The following is a 17,880-nucleotide window of genomic DNA, read 5'->3' as shown; positions in this document are numbered from 1 at the left end:
GAGTTCACCCGGCGACGGCGTCCACCAGAAGGTTCTTGCTCGCCGGAGCCAGGGGGAAGTGACACGCTGCGAACTGGCCGGGACGAACCTCTCTCATCTCAGGTTCCTCCGTAACGCAACGTTCTTCGACTTGGGGGCACCGGGTGCGGAATCGGCATCCGCTCGGCGGTGAAAGCGGCGACGGCACATCCCCTTCCAGCGCTGGCCCGGCAAAGCCCTTCTCCGGATCGGTCAGCGGTACGGAATCGAGTAGTGCGCGGGTGTAAGGGTGTGCGGGGTCGTCATAGACCTCGACGGAGTCGCCGAACTCGCAGACTTTGCCCAAGTACATGACCATGACGTTGTCGCTGACCGTTCGCACCACACCGAGGTCGTGGGCGATGAAGACAACGGTGAGGTCGAACTCGCTCTTGAGTACCTCGATGAGGTTCAGGATCTGTGCCTGGACGGAGACGTCGAGTGCGGAGACGGGTTCGTCGCAGATCAACAGTCGTGGGCTCAGTGCGAGTGCGCGCGCGATCGCTACACGCTGTGCCTGGCCGCCGGAAAGTTGGCGCGGCAACATCTCTGCGAACCGCGTGCCGGACAGGCCGACCTGTTCGAGAACCGATGCCGAGGTGGTGACTTTTTCTGCGGTGGGGGCGCCGGCGACTGCCATGCCCTCGACGACGATGTCCTTGACGGAACGCCGCGGGTTCAGCGACGCTACCGGATCTTGGAAGATCATCTGCATGTCGCGGCGCAGTTTACGCATCTGCGATTCGTCGGCGTTTTCGATCCAGTCCTCGCCGAAGCGGATTCGGCCCGCGGTGACTCGGTCCAGACGCAGAACTGCGCGTCCGGTGGTGGACTTTCCGCAACCGGATTCGCCGACGATGCCCAGGGTTTCGCCGGGCAGTACGTCGAAACTGATCTTGGATACGGCCTGAACGGTTCCGGAACTTGTGTGGTATTCCACGACAAGATCTTGAACACTCAGGAGAGCGTCGTCGCCCCGTAGATGGGCGCTACCACTACCAGCCATGAGATTCTTTACCTTCCGGACATTGCCGACGCCGGAACGGCGACCGGGTTGAGGCACGCCACGTCATGGTCTGCGCCAACTGATTCCAACTGCAGGCCGGGAGTGGAACACTCTGCGACGGCCTGACCGCAGCGTGGCTCGAAGCGGCAACCCTCGGGTGGGGATGTGGGGTCGGGGAGCGATCCGTCGATCAAACGCAACGGTGAGTGGCGTTCGTGGTCGATGGTGGGCGTTGCTCCCAGGAGGGCGTGGGTGTAGCGGTGGCGTGGCTCGTCGAATACTTCTCGGGTGGAGCCGATTTCGGCGATCTTTCCCGCATACATGACGGAGACGCGGTCGGTTCGGCCGGCGACGACAGCCAGGTCGTGGCTGATCAGCAGCATCGAGGTGCCACGTTCGCGTTGGATGCGTCGCAGCAGGTCCAGGATCTGGCGCTGAATCGTCACGTCCAATGCCGTGGTGGGCTCGTCGGCGATCAACAGATCCGGCTCGCACGCGAGTGCGATCGCGATCATGACGCGTTGGCGCATGCCGCCGGACATTTCGTGGGGGTAGTTGCTCAGACGTCGTTCGGGGTCGGGCACCCCGACCTCCTTGAGGAGGTCGAGGGCCCGACTGTGAGCTTCGGAACGGCTGACTCCGAGATGGCGGCGCATCCCTTCGGTCATCTGTCGTTCCACTTTGACTACAGGGTTGAGTGATCTGCCCGGATCTTGGAAGACCATGGCGATCTGGTTGCCCCAGATCTCGAGCTTTTCCTTCTTCGTCAGCGACAGTAGATCGCGTCCTTGGAAGGTGACTTCCCCTGATCGGCCCGAACGCGGTGGCATCAGGCCCATGATGGCCCGTGCCATGACGGACTTGCCGGAGCCGGATTCACCGACGATTCCCAGTGCTTGACTTCGGTCCAAGGTCAAGGAGACCCCGTCCACGGCACGCACGATTCCGCGTGGTGTGCCGATGTGGGCACGTAGGTTCCTTACTTCGAGGAGTGGCTGAGAGTTCATGGTGATCCGGCCCTTTGATCTGTAGTCGGCTACTGCGTCGAATTGCTTTCGGCTACTTCGCGATCCACATAGCGTCGGTGAGCGGCGAGCCCGAGCCGTACATGGTGACGCCCTGTACGTCCTTGCCCGTCACGGTCGACGGTGCTGCGCGGATGTACCAGAGTCCGACGGTGAGGTCGGCGAGGCGCTCCTGCACGGTCGTGTACGCGGCCTTGCGCTCGTCCTGCGACTGCGAGGTACGGCCGACATCGAGTGCGTCGCTCAGTTCCTGATCGTCGACACCGATGATGTTGCCAGGGGACTTGTTGTGGAAGGTCGACCACATGGAATCCGGATCCTGGATGATCGCGGAGGAGATCACCATGTCGAAGTCCTTGGTGCCCATCTTGGCGGTAGCGGCGGCGTAGTCGACCACGTCGACCTTGGCCTCGACGTTCTTGTAGGCGCTCAACTGTGCCTGCAGTGCCTCACCGGCGGTCTTGCTCTCGGCCGTCGGGTACGACGTGAAGGTGAACGAGACAGGCTTGCCTTCAGCGGCGAGCTCGTCGAAGAGCTTCTGCGCTTCGGCCTTGTTGTACTCGCCCAACTTGATGTCCGCGTAGAACGGGGAGGATTCCTGGAACAGGGTCTCCGGGACCTCGCCCTTGCCGCTGTAGACGACGGTGTTCATGGCGTCGAGGTCAACTGCGAGTGACACTGCACGACGGGCACGCTCGTCGTTGAAGGGGGCGCGTCGGAAGTTCATGGACAAGTACTGGCCGCCGCCCATCGGAACGATTTCGGTCGGGAAGCCCGCGGTCTCGGCGGTATCCAACGTCTGCCAGTTCGATTCGTTGATCAGATCAGCGCCACCGGTCGAGAGTGTGTTGTAACGCTGATTGGTGTCAGCGGCCACACGGATGGTGAGGGTATCCAGGTACGGGCGCGGTGCGTCGTAATACGTGGGGTTCTTTGCCAATTCGATGGAGTCCTGTCGCGCCCACTTGGTGAGCGTGAACGGTCCGGCACCGATGGGGTTCTCGTCGAATCCGGCCTGACCCTTCTGCAGTGCGGCCGGTGAGGCGATCCAGTTCATCGAGCTGGCGATGAGGGTCTGCGAGTAGTGCGGGGTAGGCGTAACCATCGTGACCGCGAGGTTGGCCGGATCGACGACGCTCAAATTGGCGATCTGTGCGACGTAGCGAGCAGACGTCGAACCGAGAGCCGGGTCCTTGAGGCGCTCCCAGTTGAACTTGACCGCTTCGGCGTCGAGAGGTGTTCCGTCCGAGAACTTCAGGTTCGGGCGAAGTTTCAGGTTGAACGTGGCACCACCGTCGGCGGTCGAGAAGTCCTCGGCCATGGTGTATGTGACGTCAAGGGTCTTGGTGTCGTTGATCATCAACGTGCCGTACAGCGAGTTGCCGAGGATGCCCTGGTGTGCCCAGGTGTTGGACAGCGTGGCCGGGTCGAGGGACCGCGGCTCGCCCGCCATGATCGCGCGGCCGGCACCGCCGGATACGGGATCGCCTGCAGCCGTGGTGCCCTCGTTGCTGCTGCCGGAATCGGAGCCGCAGGCGGTCAGCACGAATGCTGCGGTACACACCATCGCGACCGCTGTCAGTAAGCGTCTTTTTCGGATCATGGAAAGCCCTCTCAGGTGGAACGTGGAAATGAGTACGTCGTGTCGAGCGGGAAAACGGTCTTGGTCGTTCAGTCGTGCAGTCCTCGAGGTTCAGTCGTGCAGAGTGCGGTCGAACTTGTTGCGGAGGAAGTCACCTGCCTGATTGAGGGCGAACACCGTGAAGAAGATCGCCAACGAAGGAACGAAGACCAAGTATGGGTAGTCGGCAATGTAGTTCTTGCCGTCGCCGATCATTCCGCCCCAACTGGGCTGTGGCGGTGGGATTCCCAGGCCGAGGAAGCTCAGTGAGCCTTCGGCGACGATCAGGGCGGCCATGATGATCGGAAGGAACGCAGCCAGGGGAGCGAGGACGTTCGGCAGGATTTCCTTGAACAGGATTCGCCAGTGGCCGGCGCCCATGTTCCGTGCGGCCCGGACGAATTCCCTCGAGCTCCACGACATTGTGTTGGCTCTGGCCAGACGGATGAATCCGGGGATCACGACCAAGGTCAGTCCGAGCAGCATGGTCGGAATGGAGGGGGTCAGGACGGACGCCAGCGCCAGCAGCAGGATCAACGGCGGGAATGCGAGCATCGCGTCGGCAAGGAGGGTCACGCCGGAATCGAGACGCCTACCGAAGTAGCCGCCGATCAGGCCGATGAAGGAGCCCACCACAAATCCGATCAATCCGGCTACAGTGCCGACAAGGAGCGAGACACGGGCGCCGTAGATGATGCGGGAGAGCATCGACCGCCCGAGGGTGTCCGTCCCCAGTAGCAGATCGAGGGATTCGAACGACGGTGAAAGGCGCGGTGCGCCAACCGGAACGGAGTAGGAGGCAATGGGCAGGACATTTGCCAGCGCCGCTGCGAGAAGCACAGTGACGAGCCAACCGAAGGAGAGGTACACCAGAATGGATCGTGACTTCTTCGCCGGTGGCACCAGAGGTGCCGGCGGGTCCGACGGTTGCTCGTCCTGCGAGCCGGTCCGGTCTTCGACAACTGATCGCGTCATGCTCCGACAACCTTCCTGACCCGTGGGTCGATCAATCCGTAGCTGAGGTCGACCAGGGTGTTGATACCCACGTACACAATCGCGATGAAGACCACGATTCCCTGGACCATGATCACGTCGCGCGACGTGATGGACGAGGAGATGAGCTGTCCCAAACCGGGTAGACCGAAGAGTGTTTCGACGATGACGGTGCCACCGATGAGTCGACCGAGACTGATGCCGGCAACGGTGATCAGGGAGAACGACGACGGTCGGAGCGCGTGCCGGAACATCACGTACCACCCGGGCATTCCCTTCGCCCGAGCCGCTGCCACGTAGTCCTCGCGCAGGGTTCCGATCAGGTCGGTGCGCAGTAGACGGTGGAATGCGGCGATCTCGGTCAACGCGATTGCGATCGCGGGCAGCAGTGCGCTCTGGAGGTTTGCACCGAGGCCTTCGCTCATACGCGACCAGCCTGTCACCGGGAAGAGCTGGAATTTGATCGCGAAGTAGTAGATCAGGACCGGGCCGGCGATGAACGCGGGAACCGAGAGGCACACAGCCGAAACGACATTGATGCCGCGGTCGAGCTTGCTTCCTGGGCGCGACGCGGAGGCGACGGCCATCAGAACGGCAACAACCAGAGCAATGATCAGGCCCATAGCGGCCAATTGCAGGGTGACAGGGAGGCGCTCGACGATGGCCTCGCTGACTGACTGACCGGTGAGCGGTGAGGTTCCGAAGTCTCCGCGGAATGCGTCACCGAGCCAATTGAAGTACTGAGTCCAGACGGGAACGTCGAGTCCCATCTTTGCTTCCATCGCCGCAACGGCCTCGGGGGTAGCGTTTTCACCCAGGATCACCTCGGCGGCAGACCCGGGTGCCAGGCTCAACAGCAGAACAGCTGCTGCCGCTACCAACAAGACGACCACCAAGCTGCGGCCTACACGCCTCGTAATTGTGAGAATCATCCAACTCGACTTTCATCATGCAAGCGCGGCCAAAGTTCCTTGTATGCAGAGATTTTGGACTGTTACGAAGCTTGCGTGTGATTATGCGCACTCTTGGCGCACCTGGATTTGTTGTAATATATTCAATGATCGCTGCGAATAGCAAGAGAAACCTGGATCGAACTCCCGTTGGTGCATTTCGACGTTCGCCGAGTTCCAGTGAATGATCGTTTAATTCAACAGGATTGAGGGTTGTCAAAGTAGCGCCCTCAGCGTGTCTGCCGAAATTGGGCACGGCGATGTTGCTCATGTCGGCGAGCTGATGGGCCCCGAGCGAATGCGTCAATTCTGTTGTTTTACAACGACTTTTGGCCTGGAATCTCCTTTCTCACTCGTATTTCACTGTGATCGACTCGGAGTCGGGTATTGCCTGGCAGGTCAGAACGTAGCCGTCCGACACCTCCTCGTCGGTCAGTGCGTCATTGATTCTCATCACGGCGCTTCCCGAGGTGACGTGTGCCATGCAGGTTGCGCAGTTTCCGGCTTCGCAGGAGAACGGCGGCGTAAGTCCAGCGCGCCGAGCACTTTCCAGCAGAGTCTCGTTGGGGTGTCGTGGTACCGAGGTCTTCTTTCGCCCGAGAACGATGGTCACTGTTCCGGTGACTTCGGTGGAAGTTGGTTCGGTAGCGGCAGATTCACCGGTGCTCACCGGTTCGGCCACGATCGGTTCGGCCACAATCGGTTCGGCTGCACTGCCGAATCGTTCGCTGAAGACGCGACCCGGTCCCGGTAGGGCCGATTCGATCAGGTCCATGAAGGGTTCGGGGCCGCACAGGTAACTGTCGGCTCCCACGTGCTTGCCGACAAAGTCGAGTACTGCGGCCTTGTCGAGGAATCCGTTCTTGTCGTCGAGGTGGCGTGTGACGGTGAGCCGACCGGGGTAGCGGTCGACGAGTTCCGAGAGAACGCGCTCGAAGATCATCGAGTCGTGATCACGATCGGCGCACAGAAGGTGAACCTCGCGATCGGTGGTGGCGAGAGTGGTCTTGGCGAGCGACAGGATCGGGGTGATGCCGCTGCCGCCGCTGAACCCGAGCAACGGCGCCTCGGATTCGCGAAGGCGAAACGTGCCGGCCGGCCTGGTGACGACCACCTCGTCACCTTCGGAGACATTGTCGTGTAGCCAGTTCGAGACCTTGCCTCCGGCAACACGTTTGACGGTGGTCATCAATTCGTTGTCGGTGTCCGGTGAGCTCGACATCGAGTAGGAGCGGAACAGTTCGGTGCCGTCGACCTCGACGCGGAATGTGCAGAACTGCCCGGCGCTGTAGGTGAACGGACCGTCTGCCGGAGCGAGAACAAATGTACGCGCGTCGGAGCTCTCTTTGACGATCCGGGTGACGGTCGCTCGTTGGAACAACGGTGGTCTCGCCATGGCTACCTCCTGCTGATATTGAGATTCTATAAGTTTGAGAATACTATTCTCTCAAACGAGATAGGATCTTCTCAATGAAGCATTTGTACACGCGAGACGGGGGATGCGCTAGCCCCCATCCCCCAGTGAGGAGCCAAGGATGAGCGGGCAGAGCGTCCTTGTGTTCGACGAACAAAAATACAGCCGAGACGAGCTGGAGACGCTAGCCGACGCGCTTGCATCGCGGCTGGTTCGGGATGGTGTCACTGCTGGTCAACGCGTTGCTCTCATGTCGTCGAATCGTCCGGAGTTTGTAGTCGCGGTACTTGCGATCTGGCGCGCGGGCGCCGCTGTCGTGCTGATCAGTCCGGCGTGGAAGAGCGTCGAGGTTGCGCACGCACTGGCGACAACGAGCCCCGTGTATGCAATCGGAGACAATCCTGTGCTCGCGGAACTGATGCCGATGCTGAGCCTTGACGAGTCGGTCTCGTGCAGCTCCGATACCGAAACGTTCGGCGAGCCCGATCCCGCGTCGGATGCCGTTCTCGTCTTCAGTTCGGGAACAACCGGCTTACCCAAGGCGGTCCGGCACACTCATGCGTCGTTTGCCGTTGCCGTCGAGCAGTGGCGAGACGTGCTGGAGCTGACGGAACGCGATCGCATGCAGATCGTGACTCCGCCTTCACACATACTCGGGCTGCTCAACATCGTGACGGCACTCGAGTCCGGTGCATGGCTGCGGCTTCACCGCCGATTCGATCTCGATACGATGCTGCACCACATCGAGGTAGACCGGATTACCGTCGAAATGGCCGTGGCGCCCATCGCTCTGGCAATCGCCTCGCATCCGAAACTCGAATCGTACGATCTCTCGTCGCTGCGCTACATCATGTGGGGCGCAACGCCGGTGACACCTAGCGTTGCCGAGGAAGTCACGCGGCGAACAGGTGTCGGGTGGATGCCGGCGTACGGTGCCAGCGAGCTGCCCGTCATCGCGTGCAACCCCGTCGAGGGTGCACAACTCGACAGCGTGGGGCGTGCGGCACCGGGCGTGAGCCTTCGAATCGTGTCCACCGAAACCGGCGAGGTGCTCGGCACCGGCGAGACCGGAGAAATCCAGGCACTGTCGGCTTCGGTCATGGCTGGGTATCTTCCCGACGAGGAAACCGCCGGTGCGTTCGCCGGCGGTTGGTACCGCACCGGTGACGTCGGACATCTCGACAACGACGGTTGGCTGCGAATCACCGACCGCCTCAAGGAAATGATCAAGGTTCGCGGCTTCCAGGTAGCCCCGGCCGAGATCGAAGCAGTCCTCCACGGACACCCCGACGTCGCGGATTGCGCGGTGTTCGGAATCCCCGACCCGAAAGACGGCGAAGCGATCGTCGCGGCTGTCGCGACAAGCGGCTCGATCGGGGAAGTGGAACTCATGGAACTCGTAGCCGGCCGGATGGCCGGCTACAAACGCCTGCGGCGAGTGGTGTTCGTGCCCGAAATTCCTCGCCTGCCCTCCGGCAAGGTGTTGCGCCGAGAACTCAAGGAGCGCTATGGACGTACGTCTGACTAATGAACAGCGGCAGCTGCGTGACGCTGCCGCAAAACTGGCCGACGATTTGGGACCGGGTTCGGTCCTCGATTTGGAGGACGGCTCTCGCATCGCTCGTCTGGAGAAGGCGGTGGCCACAACCGGCTGGCGTTCACTCCGCTCGGACGGAGCGTCTGGCGTCGAAGTTGCTATCGTCGCAGAGGAATTCGGCCGCGGACTGGTCGACGTTCCATTTCTCGGACCGGTGCTTGCCGACGATCTACGTCGTCATGTCGCCGATGATCAGCTCACGTGGGCAATAGCTGTCGGTGACGAGGCGGTCGACGCGACCGGTCTCGACCACGCTCTCGTCTTGCGTGAGAACAAGGCATTTGCCGGCCGCGTCGGACCGGTAGCTGCAGGCGCCGATCTGACCAGAGGTTTTGCCGAGTTGCTCGATCCGACGGATTCCCTCGGGGAGATATCGACGGACGACGTGACGCGGTGGGAGGCACTTGCGCTCGTCGCTACCTGTGCCGATCTGGTCGGCACGGCACGGGGCGCTCACCATGTTGCGACCGAGTACGCCAAGGTCCGTGAGCAGTACGGCACGGCGATCGGGTCGTACCAGGCTGTTGCACATCTGCTGGCCGAAGGCCTCGCGCTGATCGAAGGATCGGTGAGTGTGCTCCGGTACGCGGCGTGGGCCGTGGACGAGCTGCCGCCGACCGAGGCGATCGCAGCGGCGCGGATCGCAAAGATCTACTGCGCGCGGGCAACTCGAACCGTGTGTGAAACCGCAGTGCAAGTGCACGGCGGAATCGGCAACACGTGGGAGTGCCTCGTGCATGTGTACCTGCGGCGGGCATTGACGTCCACCGAACTGTTTCCCGTAAGGCTGGAGGAGATCGACCTTGGACTTTCGTGATTCGCCGGAAGAAGCCGCTTTCCGAGACCGACTGCGGTCATGGGCAGCTGAGCGGGCAAAGACATTCCCGAGCTCGGGAGACGAGTACTGGGCACGGCAGGGCGAGTGGCATCAGGCGCTCTACAGCGGCGGATTCTTCGGCGCATCGTGGCCCAAAGAATATGGCGGACAGGAACTGCCGCCCGTCTACGACGTCATCGTCGACGAGGAACTGGCCATAGCGGGTGCTCCACCTCGGCCCAGCCTCGGATACCTGGTACACGGACTCGGCAGGCACGGCAGTGAGGATCTTCGGCGTCGTTTCCTTCCCGGAATGATCAACGGCACCGAACGCTGGTGCCAGGGATTCAGTGAGCCAGGTGCCGGTTCGGACCTTGCCTCGCTCACGACCACCGCCGTCCGTGAGGGCGACGAGTACGTCATACACGGCCACAAGATCTGGACAAGCTACAGCGATGTCGCCGACTGGTGCCTGCTCTTGGCGCGGACGGAACCCGATGCAAAGCGTCACCGCGGACTGACCGCATTCATCGTCTCGATGGACCAGCCCGGTATCGAGCAGCGTCCGCTCAAGATGATGAACGGTGTCACCAAGGAGTTCGGCCAGGTGCTCTTCGACGGTGCTCGTGTGCCGGTCGATCAGATGGTCGGTGCTCCCGGTGAAGGCTGGGCGTTGGCCATGACGGTTGTCGGGCACGAACGTGAACCCTCCACGCTGGGCTATGCGGCGCGCTACGGCAAACTGGTCCGCCAGCTCGCAGCCAGGAGCGACGGACCGCGGTCGACGGAATTAGCTTGGGCTGCAGTGGAAACGGAGATGTTGCGGCTACACGTGCGTCGCCGGTTGTCCGAGCAGTTGGACGGACTCTCCCACGGTTCTGAGGGCTCGCTCGACAAGCTCCTGATGACCTGGGTGGATCAGGCCGTCGGGCACGCAGCGTTGACGGAGGCGGGTAGCCGCGACACCGAGATGCTCGGTTCGTACCTGTACAGCCGCGCCCAGAGCGTCATGGGTGGGACATCACAAATTCAGAAGAACATCATTGCCTCGCGCATTCTCGGATTGGGAGTTTGACATGTACGACATGCCCGAAGAGATCGACGTCCGCGCAGAAGGCTCGCTGCGGATCATCACTCTTAATCGACCGGACGCGCTCAACGCCGTCAACGACAGTCTGCATACCGGCTTGGCGGAGTTGTGGCCACGGCTCAGCGCGGATCGTGACGCCCGTGCCGCAGTACTCACCGGCAACGGTAAGGCTTTCTCGGCGGGTGGCGATTTTGCCTACCTCGCAGAGTTGGCCGAAGACTCCGAAATGCGGGCTCGCACAATCGCGCACGGTCGTGATCTGGTGCTCGGAATGGCTCGGTGCCGTGTCCCCGTGATCGCGGCTGTCAACGGCCCGGCCGTCGGCCTGGGATGCAGCCTCGTTGCACTGAGCGACATCGTCTACATCGCAGAATCCGCCTACCTGGCCGACCCGCACGTACAGGTCGGACTGGTTGCCGCCGACGGTGGACCGCTGACGTGGCCGCTGCAGATCAGTCTGCTGCTGGCAAAGGAATACGCATTGACCGGGACGCGCATCGGAGCGGAGAAGGCCTGCACGCTCGGCCTGGCCAACCATGTGTCGCTCGATCCACTTGCCGACGCCATCGAATGCGCGAAAAAGATTGCCTCGCAGCCGCGTCAGGCCGTCGAGAGCACCAAGCGACTGCTGAACATGCACCTCGAGCGGGCGATTCTTGCCACACTCGACTTCGCGACGACGGCAGAAGAGCTGACTTTCCAGAGCGAGGATTTCCGGGACAACATCGCGAAGCTCACCGCCGTCAAGAGTTGAATCGGAGAAAGTGGAAGAGGCTGGGCACCAGGGGATCTGTGCCCAGCCTTTTCTTTTCACATCACAGGCACTTGGAGACGATCTCTTCGGCGAACTTCTCGATGGGGGCTCGGTACTGCTCCGCGCTTCCCTTCAAGTGCGAGTGGTCTCCGCTGTGCTGGAGGTCCCAGTCGGCCCACGGTGAGCACATCACGCCGGTGATGCCGATGTCTTCTGCCCGCTTGTAGAGGTCAGGTGTCCGCTCGTCGAACAATCCGAGAATGATCTCGAAAGGCTCGTTTTCGCGTCCGTATTCGCGGCGGTAGCCCTTGATCCGGTCGATCCACACAGTGGCTTCTTCCAGCGTGTATGCAGTCCCGACCCAGCCGTCGCAGTAACGCGCTGCGCGTTTGAGCGCGGCAGCGGATTCGCCGCCGCAGAGGATCGGGACATGGGCAGGCGGGTGCGGTTCGATCATCATTTCCGGGATGTCGTAGTACTCGCCTTTCCACGACACCCAGCCGCCCTTCCAGAGGGCCCGCAGTGCCTGGATCATTTCGTTGAGTCGTGGTCCACGGTTGTCGAAGTCCTGGCCGAGTAGTTCGAATTCCTCACGCATCCAGCCGGCTGAGAGTCCGATGGACACGCGTCCGTTGGACAGTGCACCCGCGGTGCCCACCTGTTTGGCGACCTCGAGGATGGGGCGCGCGGGAGCGATGTAGACGTTGTTGCCGAAATGCAGGTTCTCCGTCACCGCGGCCATTGCGCCGATGAGAACCCAGGCATCGGGCCACTCGGTGTCGGGTTGCCAGTACGGCACGCCGCTTTCCGTTGCCGGATAACGTGTTTTGAGTTCACGCGGGAAGATGAGGTGGTCCGATACGAGGACGCCGTGGTAGCCGTTTTCGTCGAGCATCTTTGCGACGGAGGGCATCTCGGCGGTGTTCATGAAGGCTGTGCCGGTCCAGAATTTCATGCTTCTGCCCTACGCTGGCCGCTGGTTGTCGAATGTATGGAAGTCATGCGGACACAGTATGGGACTGGCATTCAAGTTGTCGGATAACCAGAATCTTTGATTGTTATTGCAGAACAAAGGTTTTCATAGTGTTTCGCGAACGGTCGGGGGCGTCGCACTGGCGTCGACACCCCCGGGCGTCGCGGTCCGGCAATTTACTTCGGGGGGAACCGCAGTGCGCCGTCGAGGCGGATGACCTCGCCGTTGAGGTAATCGTTCTCCACGATCGAGGAGACCAGCGTGGCGTACTCCGGCGAGCGGCCCATGCGCTGGGGATGCGGAACCTGCGGTCCCCAGTACGCCTCGAGCTGATCGCCGGCCTTTCCGTAGGCGGGCGTCAGGAAAGTGCCGGGAGCGATCGTCACGACGCGGATGCCGAGCGGCGAGAGGTCGCGTGCGGCAACAAGAGTCATGCCGACAACGCCGCCCTTGGCTGCGGAGTATGGCAGCTGGCCGATCTGGCCTTCGTACGCGGCGATGGACGCCGTGTTGATGATGACGCCGCGCCCACTCTCGAGAGCCTCCTGACGACCCATCGCTGCTGCCGACAGGCGCATCACGTTGAACACCGAGATCAAGTACGAATTGATCGTGGTCGTGAACGCCTCGAGGCTCATGGCGCTGCCGTCCTTGCCGACCAGGCGGCCGCCACCGGCGGGGCCGCCGTGGCAGTCGACCGAGATGCGCAGCGGACCCAGTGATTCGGCTTCGGCGATTGCGGCAAGAACGCTGTCTTCGTCGCCGGCATCGGTGCGGACGTATCGAACGCCGAGTTCGCGTTCGAGTTCCTTGCCCTTGTCGTCGGCAACGTCGGCCACGACGACCTTGGCTCCCTCCGAGTGGAGACGGCGAACCGTAGCCTCGCCGAGCCCTCCGGTGCCACCGACGACGATGGCGGAACAACCGTTGATCTGCATTTTGATTTCCCTTCTTGCAAGTATTGATCTCTGTTGAGAGAATAATGTTCTCATGAACATCACCATGATTGCAGAAATGGCCGCATCGAGTTGCGATCGGGCCGTAGTGACCGTCGAAAATCGGTCATTGACCGCCGCGCAACTCCTTGCCCTTGCCCGCCGCGCCGCCGTCCGATTCCGGCAATACCCTGCCGTGCTCTACCTCGGCACCAACCACCTCGCGTACCCCGTCGCGCTGTTCGGCGCCGCGATGGCCGGGGTTCCGTTCGTGCCACTCAACTACCGATTGGGCGATCAGCAGTTGACTGCCCTGATCGACCGCCACCCCGGTGCACTGGTGCTGCGTCTCGACGATCTCGACGAACTGATCGACATCGAAGCGATACAGCAGGATTCGGCCGAATCCGAAGCTCCGGCTCCATCCGATGCTCCGGCTCCACAGTGGGACGGTGACAGCGTCGCCGCAATCATCTACACCAGCGGAACCACCGCTGATCCCAAGCCCGCGATACTCCGGCATCGGCATCTACTTGCTTACGTGCTCAACACCATGGAGTTCTCGTCGGCCGACGAGAGCGACGCGTCGTTGGTCTCTGTTCCGCCGTACCACATCGCAGGTCTGACGAACCTGCTCTCCAATCTCTACACCGGGCGTCGGATCGTCTATCTGGCCGCGTTCGACGCCAACGTGTGGCTCGACACCGTCCGGAGCCAAAGCGTCACTCACGCAATGCTCGTTCCCACGATGCTGGCGCGTGTTGTCGCCGAATTGGGGGAGAACGATGCAAATACTCCCTCGCTGGCAAGTTTGGCGTACGGCGGATCGAGAACACCCCGGCCGGTACTCGAGCACGCGCTGCGAAGCTTCCCGGATACCGGATTCGTCAATGCCTACGGACTCACGGAGACAGCGTCGTCGGTGGCAGTTCTCGGCCCCGACGATCACCGGATTGCGTTTGCCTCTACCGATCCGGCAGTGCGTGATCGTCTCGGATCGGTCGGAAAAACGCTGCCGGGCATCGAAATCGAGGTGCGCAGCGAGGACGGTGATCCGGTCGGTGCCGGGGTTACCGGCCTGGTGTTCGTTCGAGGCGAGCAGATTTCCGGTGAGTACGGAAATCGGAGCGTCCTCGACGAGAACGGCTGGTTCGCCACGCGTGATCTCGGCCGACTCGACTCCGACGGTTTCCTGTTCATCGAGGGGCGCGCGGACGACACCATCATCCGAGGGGGTGAGAACATCGCCCCCGCAGAAATCGAGGACGTGCTTCTTGCGCATCCCGCCATCATCGAGGCTGCTGTGATCGGCGTTCCGGATCCTGAATGGGGACAGCGGATAGTTGCTGTTCTCGTCGGTGAGGTCGATCAGGCAGAGATCAAGGCGTGGGTCAAGGAACGACTGCGTTCGTCCAAGACTCCCGACATCGTCGTGTTCCGACACGAACTCCCGAAGACCGAAACCGGAAAACTACTGCGCCGCGTTCTGCTGGCCGAATTGGAGAACACCCATGCCTGAAGCAATTATCGTCTCCGCTCTGCGAACCCCCATCGGTACCGCGGGTAAGGGAACGTTGCGAGACACCACCGCTCACGACCTCGCGCACCATGTCGTCGCGGCGGCAGCAGAAACTCTCGACGCGAGTCAGATCGACGACGTCATGCTCGCCGAGGGACTGTACGGCGGCGGCGTGATCGCCCGCCACGCGGCAATTACCGCGGGCCTGACTACGGTGCCAGGCCTGGCACTGAACCGGCACTGTGCGGCCAGCCTGGGCGCCGTGCAGGCCGCTGCAGGGTCTATCCGTTCCGGGATGGACAAGCTGATCATCGCCGGTGGCGTCAACTCCTCGTCGACCAGCCCGAGGTCGTTGTTCCGCGTCGACGGCGAATTTGTGCCGTGGATGTCCCCGACGCACCCGGATCGCCCCGATGCGCCGAACAAGGACATGTCGATCACGGTGGGCTGGAATGCCGCGGTGAAGGCCGGAGTCTCGCGCGAGGACATGGACGCGTGGGCTCTGCTCTCGCACCAGAAGGCAGTGAGCGCCATTGACGAGGGGCGGTTCAAAGAAGAGATCGTGCCGATCAGCACACCGCACGGACTCTTCTCCGTCGACGAGCATCCGCGCCGTGAGACGAGCCTGGAGAAGCTCGGCTCGCTCAAGGTGCTGCACCCCGAGATCGAAGGCTTCAGCATCACCGCCGGAAATGCCAGCGGCGCCAACGATGCTGCTGCGGTTCTCACCATCGCCAGCAGCGATCTGGGAATGCCGGGACTGGGAACCGTCAAGTCGTGGGCATCCGTCGCGGTCGATCCCGCATTCACGGGTCTGGCTCCTGTCGAGGCAATTCCGAAGGCGTTGGCACGCGCGGGAATGTCGCTGGCCGACGTGGATCTGTTCGAGATCAACGAGGCGTTCGCGGCCATGTGCGTGGCGACGATCAAGATGCTCGGAATCGACGCTGACCGCGTAAATGTCAGCGGCAGTGGATGTTCTCTCGGGCATCCCGTGGCAGCCACCGGTGCGCGCATGCTGGTGACCCTGGTGCACGAGCTGCGACGCCGCGGCGGCGGGATCGGTGTGGCAGCTATGTGCGCCGGCGGCGGTATGGGTTCGGCGGTTGTCATCGAGGTTCCGGCTCCGTGACGTCGACTGGGATATCGACTGGGATTTCGACTGGGGCCGAGAGGTATTCGAGTACTCGATGACTGTAATTACCGTTGCAACGATCGAGGATCTTGTCACCGCGGCGCGCTCAGGTTCACTGCGCGCCGCGGGTCGGCTGTTGAGTCTGGTCGAGAGTAGTCGGCGAGAAGAAGTTCTCGACATCGTCGGCTCACGACCGGTGCGGGTGGTCGGAGTGACCGGTCCGCCGGGCGCAGGCAAGTCGACCACCATCGCAGTCCTCGTGCGGGCCTACCGTCAGCGCGGACTGCGGGTTGCCGTTCTTGCGGTCGATCCATCCTCGCCGTACAGCGGCGGGGCATTGTTGGGCGATCGAATCAGGATGGCAGAGCACATCGACGACGCCGACGTCCTCATCCGCTCGGTGGCCACTCGCGGTCACCTGGGCGGTCTGGCCGTTGCCGTACCCGCAGCGATCCGCCTCCTCGCGGCGCTCGACTACGATCTGATTCTGCTCGAATCGGTGGGCGTCGGGCAGTCCGAAATCGAGATCTCGGCCATCGCCGATCCCGCAGTGGTCGTTCTCAATCCCGGTGCGGGGGATGCAGTTCAAGCGGCCAAGGCCGGACTGCTCGAGGTTGCCGACATCCTGGTCGTGAACAAAGCGGATCGAGAGGGTGCGGATCAGACCGTCCGCGACTTGCGCGCCGAGGCCGGCGTCCCCATTCTCAAGCTGATTGCGTCCAAAGGTGTTGGTGCGGAAGAACTGGCTGATGCCATCGACGCTCACCAGCGTGCAGACACCCTTGCCCGGCGAACGGCTCGGGCAAGGGTGCAGATTCTGTCGTTGGCGCAATCGAGGTTGCGTGCCCACGCAGACCTCGACGAACTTGCCGCTGCCGTCGCAGCGGGCCGCAGCGATGCGTACACCGCTGCGGCGCGACTGCTCGGAACGTAGGAAAGCCAGCTAGCTCAGATCTGCGACAATCTGCGGAAGATCGTGTGTCGTACGAATTCCCGGAGCTGCATCACAGACAGAAGGAATGGCGTTGACTGCCCGGTTTGCCGTGTAGGCCGGCGCGGTCTCGCTCATCCTCTCCAAGGGGATGGGGAAACGAAGATCGATGTCGAGTGGCGCATCGCCGTCGACGTCGATGTGCCAGCCGGTGTCACGAATCTTCCAATCCACGTCGAGTTCGCTCGAGCAGTACCACGTTGCGCAGAAGCTCAGCAGTTCTCGGCCGGCATGTTTGCCGCTCACGGTGATCCGTTGAGCGGCAACGGTGCCCGCCTCCAGGGTTCCCGCTGCGATTTGGACTGTAGTTCGGGTGGTGGCCAGCTCGCCGTGGGCGTCCACGGAGTCCAGCGGCATGCCGATCGACTCGGCGACCAGCTGGAGAGACGGACCGAAGTTCGACTTCACGTGTGCGATTCGGTTCTCGTCGAAATCGGTCGGGGTGAGCCCGAATCCCATGACATCGAAGAGTATCCCGGGTGAATTACGTTGGGAGAGATCGGCGAATTCACTGATCGCGAGGTGGTTCAGGCGACGTTGAATCGAGCTCAACACCAGGGGGAGTGCCTCGGTCACAAATCCGGGACTGCTGCCGGTGCTGTGGATCGACGTTCCTCCGGTTCGGCACGCGGCTTCGATCCGCTCGCGCAGTGCTGGGTCCATGCCGGCAGGGTAGTGAAATTCTCCACGAGTGGTGACGATGTTCGAGCCGGCCGCGAGAATGCGGCATACTTCGTCGGCGTCGAACTGGCGTGGCATGTACAGCACACAATCCGCGGCCAGCCCGATGACGTCGTCGATGCTGTTGGTGGCCACCACCCCGGCGTCGTCGATACCGCACAGTTCACCGGCGTCACGACCGGCCTTGTCAGCCGAATGCACGTATACCCCGGCCAATTCCAGATTTGAATGTTCGATGACGCCGCGCAACGAGCGGGTGCCGATGTTGCCGGTCGCCCACTGAACCACCCGGTAGGGTCTCACGGCAGAGGTTCTCTGGACAGCGCTGTCGGACAGTGTATTTGAACTCATGTCACACCTA

Annotated in this window: 16 protein-coding genes; 7 read left to right on the top strand and 9 right to left on the bottom strand. The window is 62.2% G+C overall.

The window, feature by feature from the left end:
* Positions 1 to 4: 4 nt before the first annotated feature.
* From KYT97_RS14290 to KYT97_RS14265, 6 genes are all read right to left on the bottom strand, one after another.
* A complete protein-coding gene (locus KYT97_RS14290; protein ID WP_116103671.1) occupies positions 5 to 1,024 on the bottom strand; it encodes an ABC transporter ATP-binding protein in 1,020 nt (339 codons plus the stop codon).
* Between the two features lie 8 nt (positions 1,025 to 1,032).
* Positions 1,033 to 2,031, bottom strand: coding sequence for an ABC transporter ATP-binding protein (locus KYT97_RS14285; RefSeq protein ID WP_033236997.1), 999 nt, complete (start codon positions 2,029 to 2,031; stop codon positions 1,033 to 1,035).
* A 52-nt stretch (positions 2,032 to 2,083) separates the two neighbouring features.
* On the bottom strand, positions 2,084 to 3,652 hold the full coding sequence (locus KYT97_RS14280) for an ABC transporter substrate-binding protein (RefSeq protein WP_033236996.1): 1,569 nt from the start codon (positions 3,650 to 3,652) through the stop codon (positions 2,084 to 2,086).
* Between the two features lie 90 nt (positions 3,653 to 3,742).
* Positions 3,743 to 4,645: an ABC transporter permease gene (locus KYT97_RS14275; protein ID WP_141485104.1), complete on the bottom strand. Its 903-nt coding sequence runs from the start codon at positions 4,643 to 4,645 to the stop codon at positions 3,743 to 3,745.
* On the bottom strand, positions 4,642 to 5,595 hold the full coding sequence (locus tag KYT97_RS14270; RefSeq protein WP_033236994.1) for an ABC transporter permease: 954 nt from the start codon (positions 5,593 to 5,595) through the stop codon (positions 4,642 to 4,644). The genes KYT97_RS14275 and KYT97_RS14270 overlap by 4 nt, the downstream gene beginning before the upstream one ends.
* Before the next feature lie 367 nt (positions 5,596 to 5,962).
* Positions 5,963 to 7,009 (bottom strand): ferredoxin--NADP reductase, encoded by a 1,047-nt coding sequence (locus tag KYT97_RS14265; protein WP_033236993.1) that lies wholly within the window; start codon positions 7,007 to 7,009, stop codon positions 5,963 to 5,965.
* Positions 7,010 to 7,148: 139 nt separating this feature from the next.
* Here KYT97_RS14265 and KYT97_RS14260 point away from each other — a divergent pair, with 139 nt between their 5' ends.
* Genes KYT97_RS14260 through KYT97_RS14245 form a run of 4 tightly spaced genes read left to right on the top strand, consistent with a single transcriptional unit; the run spans position 7,149 to position 11,285 of the window.
* Positions 7,149 to 8,555, top strand: coding sequence for a class I adenylate-forming enzyme family protein (locus tag KYT97_RS14260; protein ID WP_219112651.1), 1,407 nt, complete (start codon positions 7,149 to 7,151; stop codon positions 8,553 to 8,555).
* Positions 8,536 to 9,441: an acyl-CoA dehydrogenase family protein gene (locus KYT97_RS14255; protein WP_033236991.1), complete on the top strand. Its 906-nt coding sequence runs from the start codon at positions 8,536 to 8,538 to the stop codon at positions 9,439 to 9,441. Before KYT97_RS14260 ends, KYT97_RS14255 begins: the two co-directional genes overlap by 20 nt.
* Positions 9,428 to 10,516: an acyl-CoA dehydrogenase family protein gene (locus KYT97_RS14250; RefSeq protein WP_219112649.1), complete on the top strand. Its 1,089-nt coding sequence runs from the start codon at positions 9,428 to 9,430 to the stop codon at positions 10,514 to 10,516. Before KYT97_RS14255 ends, KYT97_RS14250 begins: the two co-directional genes overlap by 14 nt.
* A gap of 1 nt (position 10,517) precedes the next feature.
* Positions 10,518 to 11,285 (top strand): enoyl-CoA hydratase/isomerase family protein, encoded by a 768-nt coding sequence (locus KYT97_RS14245; RefSeq protein WP_033236989.1) that lies wholly within the window; start codon positions 10,518 to 10,520, stop codon positions 11,283 to 11,285.
* Between the two features lie 61 nt (positions 11,286 to 11,346).
* Here KYT97_RS14245 and KYT97_RS14240 read toward each other — a convergent pair whose 3' ends face one another.
* On the bottom strand, positions 11,347 to 12,240 hold the full coding sequence (locus KYT97_RS14240; RefSeq protein WP_045064789.1) for a TIGR03619 family F420-dependent LLM class oxidoreductase: 894 nt from the start codon (positions 12,238 to 12,240) through the stop codon (positions 11,347 to 11,349).
* A gap of 194 nt (positions 12,241 to 12,434) precedes the next feature.
* Positions 12,435 to 13,196, bottom strand: a complete 762-nt coding sequence (locus KYT97_RS14235) for an SDR family NAD(P)-dependent oxidoreductase (protein ID WP_033236987.1) — start codon at positions 13,194 to 13,196, stop codon at positions 12,435 to 12,437.
* Positions 13,197 to 13,248: 52 nt separating this feature from the next.
* Here KYT97_RS14235 and KYT97_RS14230 point away from each other — a divergent pair, with 52 nt between their 5' ends.
* The 3 genes from KYT97_RS14230 to KYT97_RS14220 are packed head-to-tail and all read left to right on the top strand — an operon-like array spanning position 13,249 to position 16,781.
* Positions 13,249 to 14,712: a class I adenylate-forming enzyme family protein gene (locus KYT97_RS14230; RefSeq protein WP_219112647.1), complete on the top strand. Its 1,464-nt coding sequence runs from the start codon at positions 13,249 to 13,251 to the stop codon at positions 14,710 to 14,712.
* Entirely contained in the window at positions 14,705 to 15,844 is a 1,140-nt protein-coding gene (locus KYT97_RS14225; protein ID WP_033236985.1) for a thiolase family protein, read from the top strand. The genes KYT97_RS14230 and KYT97_RS14225 overlap by 8 nt, the downstream gene beginning before the upstream one ends.
* Before the next feature lie 58 nt (positions 15,845 to 15,902).
* On the top strand, positions 15,903 to 16,781 hold the full coding sequence (locus tag KYT97_RS14220; RefSeq protein WP_033236984.1) for an ArgK/MeaB family GTPase: 879 nt from the start codon (positions 15,903 to 15,905) through the stop codon (positions 16,779 to 16,781).
* 9 nt (positions 16,782 to 16,790) lie between these two features.
* Here KYT97_RS14220 and KYT97_RS14215 read toward each other — a convergent pair whose 3' ends face one another.
* Positions 16,791 to 17,870 carry an NAD(P)H-dependent amine dehydrogenase family protein gene (locus tag KYT97_RS14215; RefSeq protein ID WP_219112645.1) on the bottom strand — a complete coding sequence of 360 codons (1,080 nt, stop codon included), beginning with the start codon at positions 17,868 to 17,870 and terminating at the stop codon, positions 16,791 to 16,793.
* Positions 17,871 to 17,880: the final 10 nt, after the last annotated feature.

Source organism: Rhodococcus globerulus (assembly GCF_019334125.1).
In the GTDB taxonomy this organism is placed as follows: Bacteria; Actinomycetota; Actinomycetes; order Mycobacteriales; family Mycobacteriaceae; genus Rhodococcus_F; species Rhodococcus_F globerula.
The sequence above is the reverse complement of the archived record's forward strand: the minus strand, read 5'-3'. Positions and strand labels throughout refer to the sequence as shown.

Coding starts and splice junctions, on each gene's coding strand:
- KYT97_RS14285 (WP_033236997.1), bottom strand. CDS start 2,031: ATGAACTCTCAGCCACTCCTCGAAGTAAGGAACCTACGTGCCCACATC.
- KYT97_RS14220 (WP_033236984.1), top strand. CDS start 15,903: ATGACTGTAATTACCGTTGCAACGATCGAGGATCTTGTCACCGCGGCG.
- KYT97_RS14245 (WP_033236989.1), top strand. CDS start 10,518: ATGTACGACATGCCCGAAGAGATCGACGTCCGCGCAGAAGGCTCGCTG.
- KYT97_RS14290 (WP_116103671.1), bottom strand. CDS start 1,024: ATGGCTGGTAGTGGTAGCGCCCATCTACGGGGCGACGACGCTCTCCTG.
- KYT97_RS14225 (WP_033236985.1), top strand. CDS start 14,705: ATGCCTGAAGCAATTATCGTCTCCGCTCTGCGAACCCCCATCGGTACC.
- KYT97_RS14270 (WP_033236994.1), bottom strand. CDS start 5,595: ATGATTCTCACAATTACGAGGCGTGTAGGCCGCAGCTTGGTGGTCGTC.
- KYT97_RS14265 (WP_033236993.1), bottom strand. CDS start 7,009: ATGGCGAGACCACCGTTGTTCCAACGAGCGACCGTCACCCGGATCGTC.
- KYT97_RS14235 (WP_033236987.1), bottom strand. CDS start 13,196: ATGCAGATCAACGGTTGTTCCGCCATCGTCGTCGGTGGCACCGGAGGG.
- KYT97_RS14255 (WP_033236991.1), top strand. CDS start 8,536: ATGGACGTACGTCTGACTAATGAACAGCGGCAGCTGCGTGACGCTGCC.
- KYT97_RS14230 (WP_219112647.1), top strand. CDS start 13,249: ATGAACATCACCATGATTGCAGAAATGGCCGCATCGAGTTGCGATCGG.
- KYT97_RS14275 (WP_141485104.1), bottom strand. CDS start 4,645: ATGACGCGATCAGTTGTCGAAGACCGGACCGGCTCGCAGGACGAGCAA.
- KYT97_RS14260 (WP_219112651.1), top strand. CDS start 7,149: ATGAGCGGGCAGAGCGTCCTTGTGTTCGACGAACAAAAATACAGCCGA.
- KYT97_RS14240 (WP_045064789.1), bottom strand. CDS start 12,240: ATGAAATTCTGGACCGGCACAGCCTTCATGAACACCGCCGAGATGCCC.
- KYT97_RS14280 (WP_033236996.1), bottom strand. CDS start 3,652: ATGATCCGAAAAAGACGCTTACTGACAGCGGTCGCGATGGTGTGTACC.
- KYT97_RS14215 (WP_219112645.1), bottom strand. CDS start 17,870: ATGAGTTCAAATACACTGTCCGACAGCGCTGTCCAGAGAACCTCTGCC.